The 9,122-nt window shown below is 29.2% G+C and carries 14 protein-coding genes; 5 read left to right on the plus strand and 9 right to left on the minus strand.

The features are described 5' to 3' along the window. From ACTTBL_RS06630 to ACTTBL_RS06645, 4 genes are all read left to right on the plus strand, one after another. The coding region (locus ACTTBL_RS06630; protein WP_440644138.1) for a phosphatidylserine decarboxylase at positions 1–471 on the plus strand (471 nt) is incomplete at its 5' end. Positions 472–474: 3 nt separating this feature from the next. Continuing rightward, positions 475–1,065 (plus strand): CDP-diacylglycerol--serine O-phosphatidyltransferase, encoded by a 591-nt coding sequence (gene pssA / locus ACTTBL_RS06635; RefSeq protein WP_440644139.1) that lies wholly within the window; start codon positions 475–477, stop codon positions 1,063–1,065. 2 nt (positions 1,066–1,067) lie between these two features. Continuing rightward, entirely contained in the window at positions 1,068–1,247 is a 180-nt protein-coding gene (locus ACTTBL_RS06640; RefSeq protein ID WP_440644140.1) for a LamB/YcsF family protein, read from the plus strand. Next, entirely contained in the window at positions 1,244–1,729 is a 486-nt protein-coding gene (locus ACTTBL_RS06645; RefSeq protein ID WP_440643568.1) for a tetratricopeptide repeat protein, read from the plus strand. Before ACTTBL_RS06640 ends, ACTTBL_RS06645 begins: the two co-directional genes overlap by 4 nt. On the opposite strand, the gene ACTTBL_RS06650 is transcribed toward ACTTBL_RS06645, so the two are convergent. From ACTTBL_RS06650 to ACTTBL_RS06660, 3 genes are read right to left on the minus strand one after another with little or no spacing between them, the layout of a single operon-like run. Next, positions 1,726–3,036 (minus strand): TRAP transporter large permease, encoded by a 1,311-nt coding sequence (locus ACTTBL_RS06650; protein ID WP_145597146.1) that lies wholly within the window; start codon positions 3,034–3,036, stop codon positions 1,726–1,728. The two genes, ACTTBL_RS06645 and ACTTBL_RS06650, sit on opposite strands and share 4 nt — an antisense overlap. After that, positions 3,029–3,517 (minus strand): TRAP transporter small permease, encoded by a 489-nt coding sequence (locus ACTTBL_RS06655; RefSeq protein WP_075484649.1) that lies wholly within the window; start codon positions 3,515–3,517, stop codon positions 3,029–3,031. The genes ACTTBL_RS06650 and ACTTBL_RS06655 overlap by 8 nt, the downstream gene beginning before the upstream one ends. A gap of 49 nt (positions 3,518–3,566) precedes the next feature. Next, positions 3,567–4,538: a TRAP transporter substrate-binding protein gene (locus tag ACTTBL_RS06660; protein WP_145597144.1), complete on the minus strand. Its 972-nt coding sequence runs from the start codon at positions 4,536–4,538 to the stop codon at positions 3,567–3,569. 111 nt (positions 4,539–4,649) lie between these two features. Here ACTTBL_RS06660 and ACTTBL_RS06665 point away from each other — a divergent pair, with 111 nt between their 5' ends. Further along, the gene (locus tag ACTTBL_RS06665; RefSeq protein WP_440643569.1) at positions 4,650–5,261 is read left to right on the plus strand and encodes a TerC family protein; all 612 of its coding nucleotides are present in this window, start codon (positions 4,650–4,652) and stop codon (positions 5,259–5,261) included. Here ACTTBL_RS06665 and panB read toward each other — a convergent pair whose 3' ends face one another. The 6 genes from panB to ACTTBL_RS06695 form a co-directional block, all read right to left on the minus strand. Beyond that, a complete protein-coding gene (panB, locus tag ACTTBL_RS06670) occupies positions 5,262–6,032 on the minus strand; it encodes a 3-methyl-2-oxobutanoate hydroxymethyltransferase (protein ID WP_440643570.1) in 771 nt (256 codons plus the stop codon). Then, positions 6,025–6,426, minus strand: a complete 402-nt coding sequence (locus ACTTBL_RS06675) for a hypothetical protein (protein ID WP_440643571.1) — start codon at positions 6,424–6,426, stop codon at positions 6,025–6,027. The genes panB and ACTTBL_RS06675 overlap by 8 nt, the downstream gene beginning before the upstream one ends. A 10-nt stretch (positions 6,427–6,436) precedes the next feature. Beyond that, entirely contained in the window at positions 6,437–6,856 is a 420-nt protein-coding gene (locus tag ACTTBL_RS06680) for a VOC family protein (protein ID WP_075536028.1), read from the minus strand. A gap of 22 nt (positions 6,857–6,878) precedes the next feature. Then, a complete protein-coding gene (gene guaA / locus ACTTBL_RS06685; RefSeq protein ID WP_440643572.1) occupies positions 6,879–8,441 on the minus strand; it encodes a glutamine-hydrolyzing GMP synthase in 1,563 nt (520 codons plus the stop codon). Continuing rightward, positions 8,431–8,721, minus strand: coding sequence for a hypothetical protein (locus ACTTBL_RS06690; protein WP_440644141.1), 291 nt, complete (start codon positions 8,719–8,721; stop codon positions 8,431–8,433). The genes guaA and ACTTBL_RS06690 overlap by 11 nt, the downstream gene beginning before the upstream one ends. Further along, on the minus strand, positions 8,711–9,122 hold a 412-nt coding region (locus ACTTBL_RS06695; protein WP_440644142.1), incomplete at its 5' end, for a carboxyltransferase domain-containing protein. The genes ACTTBL_RS06695 and ACTTBL_RS06690, both read right to left, overlap by 11 nt.

The raw sequence follows: 9,122 nt of genomic DNA on the forward strand, positions 1-9,122 counted from the left end.
GATAGTTATCTTGTAAGTCCTGCTGATGGAGAAGTGATTAAAGTTGAAGAGGTAGATGGTCCAAAAGAACTTGGACTAGAAAATAAAAAATTTAAAAAAATTAGTATTTTTATGAATGTCTTTGATTGTCATGTTAACAGAACACCATGCTCAGGTATTGTTGAAGATATTTTATATAAACCAGGAAAGTTTTTAAATGCATCTTTAGATAAAGCAAGTGAAGACAACGAGAGAAATTATTATAAAATAAAAGACAAACATGGAAATGATATTGTGGTCGTTCAAATTGCAGGATTAGTTGCAAGAAGAATAGTTTGTGAATCAAATAAAAATCAGGAATTAAATCAAGGTGATAGAATTGGGATGATTAGATTTGGTAGTAGAGCAGACGTTTATTATGAAAATTACGAACCACTAGTTAAAGTTGGTCAAACAGCAATTTCAGGAGAAACACTGCTGGCTAAAAATTAATTTATGGAACAGCCAAAAAACAATTTAAAAATTGTTACAGATAAAAAAACCAACGCAAGAGTGATTTTACCTAACATGCTAACTCTTATTGGGGTTTGTATAGGTTTGTCGTCAATCAGATTCGCATTGGATGGAAAATTTGAATTTGCAATTATAGCAATTATGTTTGCCGCTCTTATTGATGGATTAGATGGAAGAATAGCAAGATTAATTAAAGGGACATCAAAAGTTGGTAAAGAGTTAGATTCTTTAACAGATATGATAAGTTTTGGAGTAGCCCCAGCATTTATTATGTATTTCTGGAAACTAAATACATTAGGAAGATTTGGATGGTTGTTATGTTTAATATATGTAATTTGTGTTGCATTACGTTTGGCTCGTTTCAACGTAAATACAGGTCAAGCACCTTCTTGGAGAGATAATTTTTTTGAAGGAGTTCCATCTCCAGCAGGAGGTATCTTAGTTCTAACTCCATTAATTTTTAGTCTTACAAGCTTCGATTTTATAAATATAAATTATGATATTGTTGTTCCAGTTTTTTTTATTGCAACATCTTTATTACTGATCCAGAAGAAGCTAAAAAACACGTATTAAATATGGTTAAAAATCAGTCACTTAATTGTCACAGTGGAAAGCAGATACCTTGTGAAATAGACTCTGTGTGCATACATGGGGATAATGAAAGTTCATTATCTACTGCAAAATCAATTAGGGAAAATTTAATAGAAAATGGGCTGCAATTAAAACCACTTAACCAAATGAAAAAATTTATATGATCAAAAAAACTTTTTATTCACTTTTGTTTTTAGTTTTACTATCAACAAATTCATATTCCGCAGGATCAGAGAGCACTAGTAAAGTAAAATCAGATTATACTCAGGCTGTTACTTTAATTAAAGCGGCTAAAAAATATGAAAAAAAAGGAAAAATAGAAAAAGCCAATAAAAGATATAAAAAAGCTCAAGCTTTGTTAATCAAATCAAACAAAAAAAAACCACTCAAAGCAGATACTTTAAACTATCTTGGTTTTACAACTAGGAAACTTGGAGATTTTGAAAATGGAGAAAAGTATTATCTTTTAGGTTTAGAAATTGATCCAAATCATGTAGGGATAAATGAATATTTGGGTGAATTATATGTTGTCACAAATAGATTAGATTTAGCTAAAGAAAGATTAAAAGTATTAGAAAGTTGTAATTGTGAAGAGTACACTGAATTAAAAGAAATTATTGATGGAACGAAAAAATCAAAATATTAATTAATATTTTGAACCATTTGTTGAGGCATCCATAATGCAATTTCTGGAAAAATAACAACGAGTATTACTGCAAGTATCATTAATAAAAATAATGGAAAAGCACTTCTTGCAATAAATCCCATATCTTTGTTAGCCATTCCTTGTAAAACAAATAAATTAAATCCTACAGGTGGAGTAATTTGAGCCATCTCAACTACAATAACTAAAAATATACCAAACCAAATCATATCAAAACCAGCCTGTCTAATCATTGGTTCAATAATTGCCATTGTTAATACTACTGCTGAAATTCCATCAAGAAACATTCCAAGAATAATATAAAAAATCATTAATACAAAAATTAATACATAAGGTGATAGCTCCATATTTTGTATCCAGATAGCTAGATTTCTTGGTAGACCCGTAAATCCCATTGCTAATGATAAAAATGTAGAGCCAGCTAAAATAAAAGCAATCATACAAGATGTTTTAGTTGCTCCTAACAAGGATTGTTTAAATGTTTCAATGGTTAAGCTTTTTTGAAAGTAAGATAAAATTAAAGCCCCTACCACACCTAAAGAAGCTGCCTCAGTTGCTGTTGCAACTCCAGTGTAAATTGATCCAATCACAGCTGATATTAAAATAATTACTGGTAATAGTTGTTTTGATTTTCTTATTTTTTCTAGAAAGGAAAAATTTTCTACATACTTTGGCATGCTTTTTTTATTTATTAAAGACCAAATCATCACGTAAGACATAAATATAAGTGCAATCATTATCCCTGGAATAATTCCTGCAATAAATAGCTTTGCTATAGACTCTTGAACAGTTACTCCATAAATTATTAATATTATTGAAGGAGGTATAAGAAGCCCTAAGGTTCCTGAGCCAGCTAGACTACCTAACAAAATTTTTTCTGGATATTTTCTTTTTCTTAGTTCTGGGATAGACATCTTACCTACTGTTGCAACAGTTGCAGCAGAAGAGCCAGAAATTGCTGCAAAAAGTGCACAACCAACAACATTTACATGAATTAATCCACCAGGTAATTTTTGCATCCATGGTGATAGTCCAGCAAATAAGTTTTCTGATAACTTAGTCCTAAATAATATTTCACCCATCCAAACAAACAATGGTAAAGCTGTTAATGTCCATGATGATGAGGTTCCCCATATCGTAGTTGCCATGGCATCTCCAACTGGTCTTGAAGTAAATAGCATCATCCCAATTGTTGAAACACCTATCATGCTTATTGCTACCCAGATGCCAGATCCAAGAAAGAATAAAAGTACACTTATAAAAAATATTATGAGAAATATTTCAGTCATTCTTATTTAAAATTGTTAAAATAAATTTATGTAAAACAGCTATAAAAAGAATTAAAGATCCAATAGCTACACTGGTTTGAGGTATCCAAATTAAGATCTCATCTGCACCTTCGCTTCTCTCTTGAAAATCATAAGAGATTAATAACATTTTCCATAAGTAAAAAGACAAATAACCTGAAAAAATTGTTGCTACAATCAGACACCATATTTCTAAAAATCTCTTATAAGATGAAGAGGCTTTTTCTAAGAAAAGAGTAATTCGAATATGTCCACCCTCAACAAAAGTAAAAGCCAAAGCATAAAAAGAGGCTGCGGCCATGCAGTAGCCTGAGTACTCAGCTAAACCCCTTATGTAAAAACCAAAAATCCTCGAGGAAATTCCAATTAAAATAAAAACTGCAACAAGTATTAAAAAAAAAGCAGCTAAATAACCTGAAAATTTGTAAAGTTTATTTAGATTATTATTTATTGATTGAAACATTTAGTAAAAAGGCCAACTTACTACAAGTTGGCCTTTTTTTTAAGACTATTTATTTGTAAGCAGATAAAACTGCAGCACCTCTATCTCCAGCTTTTGCTTTCCATTCTTCAGACATTGTTGCTCCAACTTTTTCAAAATGTTTTTTCAAAGCTGAATTAACTTCGCCTACTTCCATTCCAGCATCTGCTAAAGCTTTCTTGTCTCCAGTATTACCTTGTTTAGATAATTCCCAACCCTTTTCTTCAGCAATTGCTGCTTGGTTCATGACAAGATCTTGAGTTGCTTTATCAAGTTTATTCCAAGCGGCTTTATTAGCTATGATCATATTTTTTGGAAACCATGCTGCTATATCATAAAAATATTTAACACCATTTTCCCAAATCTTGCTATTTTTTCCAGTTGTAGGAGAAGTAATCATACTTTCAACGGCACCTGTAGAAAATGCTTGGCTAATTTCAGCTGCTTCAATTTTAGTTGGCGCCATTCCTGTTAACTCCGCAATTCTAATTGTTGCAGAGTTGTATGCTCTAAATTTTAATCCATTTAGATCACCAACTTTTTTAATTTGCTTTTTACTGTAAAGTCCTTGAGCAGGCCATGGTACTGCATAAAGAAATACCAATCCTTTTTCGTCAAGACTCTTAACAATATATGGCTTTGAAGCTTCATATAATTTCATAGCATCATCATAAGTAGTTGCTAAGAAAGGTAATGAGTCAATTTCATATAAAGGATCTTCTTTTCCAAGAGCAGACATAAATCTTTCACCAATAGGTGCTTGACCTGTTCTTACAGCTCTGAAAATTTCACCACCTTTAAATAATGAACCACCTGGGTGAGTAACAATTGTAAGTTTTCCACCACTTTTTTCAGTTACATTCTTTGCAAATTCTGTTGCATTAGCAGAATGAAAGTTTCCAGCACCATAAGCCAGTGCCATATCCCATTTTTCAGCTAAAGAAACGTTTGCAAATAACAATACTGAAGTAATTATAGATATAAATAATTTGAATAATTTCATCTATCCTCCTTTTTAAAATAAACATTTAATTATCTCTCAGAGATTAAATCAATAAAATTATCATTATGGTCTCATTGAAAAATTGTCAGATTATACTATTATAATGCTATCTTGATTGAAGAGCTCATAATTTTAACCAATATAATTTTTATCACAATTATATTAACGGCAGATAACGCGGTTATAGTCGGATCTATAGCTTCAAATTTTGTTCCAAAAAATAGAAAACAAATAATTCTTTGGGGTGTAATTGGAGCATTTGTTTTTAAAATCTTTTTTGCAATTTTTGCGACTTTTTTATTTGAATTTTATTTTATAAAAATTTTAGGTGGTTTATTATTAATTTGGATTGTAAATGATTTAAGGAAAGATTTACTAGACATTAAAAAAGTAAAACCTACTACTAAAAAAGGAAAAGAGCCTTCATACATTAGCAGCATTGGAAAAGTATTATTTGCAGATATCATGATTAGTTTTGATAATGTCATTGGTGTAGTTGCGGCAGCAAAAGGATATTTTGGATTTATGATATTTGGTCTTATGTTATCAGTTGTTTTGACTGGTGCTTTAGCTACATATATGGCTAATTATATCCAAAGACATATCTGGATAGCTTATGTTGGTTTAATATTTATCTTAATCGTAGGTCTACAATTAGTAATTGGTGGGTTAGTTGATCTTGAAATACTAAAAATTAATGAAGAATTTAAAAAATACTTTTAACTAAAAAGAATTTTTTTTATTAGGAAATTTAATTTTTCTAACTTCTTTTGAATAATTAAAAACAGCTTTAGAAATATCTTTTCTAATATTTGCATATTTTTTTACAAACTTATAATTCATTGGATTTAGGCCAATTAAATCATCAAAAACTAATATTTGTCCATCGCAATATTTAGAAGCTCCAATCCCTATTGTTGGCACTTTAATATTTTGAGTAACAAGTTTTGCTAAAGAAGTTTCAACACATTCTAAAACAATAGAAAATACTCCGGCTTTTTCTAACAATTTTGAGTCTCTTAGAATGTTATCTCTTTCTAGCTTTTTTTTGCCTTTAAATTTAAAAGTTTTATCTGACTGAGGAAGTAGCCCTAAATGGCCCATAACTGGAATTTTATTTTTAACTAAAGTTTTAATTGTCTCATAAATTTTTTTTCCTCCTTCCAATTTTACTCCATTACATTTAGTTTTTTTCATTATTTGTTTTGCATTTTTTAAAGCCTCTTTGGGAGTTCGATAGGTATTATGTGGCATATCAACAATCATTAAACTTTTTTTTATACCCATTCTCACACTTTTAGAATGTTCAATCATAGTGCTCAAATTTACTTCTCTTGTAGATTTATAATTGTATAAAACCGAACCAAGTGAGTCTCCTACTAAAATTAAATCACAATAATTATCCAATATAGAAGCAATATTTTTTGAATAGGCAGTTAGACTAACTATTTTTGACTTATTTTTTTTTGCAATAAATTTTTTAATTTTACTCATTTATAAATTCTTGGTTCTTATAAGCTTTCAGAAGCTTTTTAGATATAGATAGTTTCTTTACAATAGGAGATTTTTCGTCAATAATTCTCCAAAAAGGAAGTTTTGGTTTTTTAGTTTTATTTTTAATTTGTTCCTCTAATGATGCCTCTATAGCAATCCTTAAAAAAATCCCTGTTGATACTGGGCACGTTTTGTTAGCTTTGGCTTTTTTAGCTAAAGCTTCTCTCATTTCAATAACTGTCTTTTTTTTACCTTTAGGAATTTTATGAATATATTTTGCTATTGAACTTGGGGATGAAACTAGCATCGTTTCACCTTTCTTAATATCTGCAAAATTAAAAGTTAATTTTTTAATTTTTTCCTTATATGGTTTGTTAAACTTAGCAATCCACATTAGAAAAATATTACCAGGTACCAGTATTCTCCATTGAGGCCCAAGGCTCTTTGGGTTCTAAATTTCCTTCTTGAAGAATTTCAATTGAAATTTTGTCTGGTGATCTAACAAAAGCCATATGGCCATCTCTTGGAGGTCTATTAATAGTATAACCCATATCCATTAATCTTTGGCAAGTTTCATAAATATTATCTACTCTATAGGCAAGATGACCAAAATTTCTTGAACCTTCTCCAAGCTCATCACCATCCCAATTATATGTTAATTCTATTTCTGCTTTTTCATCATTTGGTGCTGCAAGAAAAATTAATGTAAATCTACCTTTTTCATTTTCCATTCTTCTTGTTTCTTTTAAACCAAGTCCTTCGCAGAAAAATCTTAGAGACTCATCCACGTCTTTAACTCTAATCATTGTGTGTAAATATTTCATAATGTTAATTTATAATTAAAAACTATTCTAATTCAATAGTGCTAGGTGGTTTTGAAGTGACATCATACACTACTCTGTTTATACCCCTTATACTGTTAACTATTTTATTTGATATAGTTTGCATAAAAGACTTTTTAAATTCATAATAGTCAGCTGTCATTCCATCTTCAGATGTAATTGCTCTTAATAAACATAAGTATTCATAAGTACGATTGTCTCCCATAACACCCACTGTTTTTACTGGAAGTAATGCCGCATAAGCTTGCCAAATCTTATGATAAAGACCGTGATCTTTTAAAGCTTGAATAAAGTAATAATCAGCATCTTTTAAAATTTTAATTTTTTCATTAGTTATTATGCCTGGCATTCGAATAGCTAAGCCTGGTCCAGGAAAAGGGTGTCTTGAAATAATTTCTTTACTTAAATTTAACTCTAATCCTAATTTTCTTACCTCATCTTTAAATAAGAATTTTAGTGGTTCTACTAATTTTAAATTCATTTTTTTGGGTAAGCCACCGACATTATGATGTGATTTAATTTTAGAAGTTTGACTTCCAGTAACAGATTTGCTCTCAATTAAATCTGGATAAAGAGTGCCCTGAGCTAAAAATTTAACATTTTTAATTTTCTTGGCATATCGTTCGAAGATTTTGATAAATAAATTACCAATTATTTTTCTTTTTTTTTCTGGATCAGAAACATTTTTTAATTTTTTTAAGAATTCTTTTTCAGCATTTACATAAATTAAATTCATTTTTAAACGCTTCTTAAAAGTTTGAACTACCTGTGCTTCTTCATTTTTTCTTAAAAGGCCTGTGTTTACAAAAATACAATAAAGTTTTTTACCAATAGCTTTATTCAGTAATTGAGCAACTACACTACTATCTACACCTCCTGATAATGCACAAATAACTTTGTTATTTCCAACTTTTTTTCTGACATCTTTAATAAGTTGATTTTTTTGATCCTTAGATGACCAATTCCTTTTAATTTTACAAATTGAAAAAATAAAATTACTAATTAATTTTTTTCCATTCTCTGTATGCGTTACTTCAGGATGAAATTGTACTCCATAATATTTTTTTATTTTATTTTCAACAATTGCAAATTTTGAATTAGTGCTTGATGCTACAACTTTAAAATTTTTAGGAAGTTTTGAAACTTGATCAGCATGGCTCATCCAAACTTGTTTAGATTTTTTGTTTCCAAAAAAATTAGTTGTTAAAAGACTGTTATTCTTTTTATAAACATTAGCTAAACCAAATTCTCTATGTTTTGATTGTTTTACCCTTCCACCGTTAAGTTTTGATAAAATTTGATGCCCAAAACATATTCCAAGAACTGGTACATCAAGTTGTAAAATTTTTTTATCAAATGAATATTTATTTATTTGATAAACATTTAATGGGCCGCCAGATAATACTATTCCTTTAATACTGTGATTTATGTCTTTTAGTTTTATTTTTTTGTGACTAACTATTTCTGAAAACACACCTAATTCTCTTACTCTTCTTGCAATTAGTTGAGTAAATTGAGAACCAAAATCCATTATTAAGATTTTGTTAAGATTTTGATCAAGACTCATTATTTTCAGGTTCTATATTTTTTAATGACTCTTGAATATCTTTGTTTTCATCACATAAATTTTTACAAACTTTTACAAACTTACCTGAAAGATCTTTAACTTTTTCATAATTAGATTTTTCTAAAGCAATTTTCATTAACATTAATAAAGCTTCTTCGTTATCAGGCTCAATTAAAAGTGTCGTTTCTAAATTGTATTCTTCTTTTCTTTGATTTTCTTCTTGGTTATAAATTTTTGCTAAATATAAATATGAGTTTGCATCTTTTGGATTAAAAAACAATGTTTCTCTCAAATAGAAAACGTGCATCTTCATATTTTTCTTTTTTAAACAATTCTAAAGGAGTATTTCCCAAAATATTCCATCCACCTGGACTTTCAAATGTATAAATGTTTGCAAATTGCTCAGTTAATGCAACAGATCCCTTGGGCACTTTTACTCTTGGGGTTTCTAAACGTTGAGCTCGCATATTCTCATCTAAGTCACCGAGAAAAGGCATGCCAGCAATAAACCCTGTCATGTAACAAAAATATTCCTTATTTAAAAAATTCTCTAAAATTTTTTCTCTACTTAATTTTAATATTTCTTCCAATCTTTTAATGTCCATTGAAAAATTTTCATGACAACAAACTGGTATTTCTAATTTTTTTGAATTTATATCTTTTGAGTCTTGAGCATTAATG

Source organism: Candidatus Pelagibacter sp. HIMB123 (assembly GCF_052048195.1).
Taxonomy (GTDB): domain Bacteria; phylum Pseudomonadota; class Alphaproteobacteria; order Pelagibacterales; family Pelagibacteraceae; genus Pelagibacter.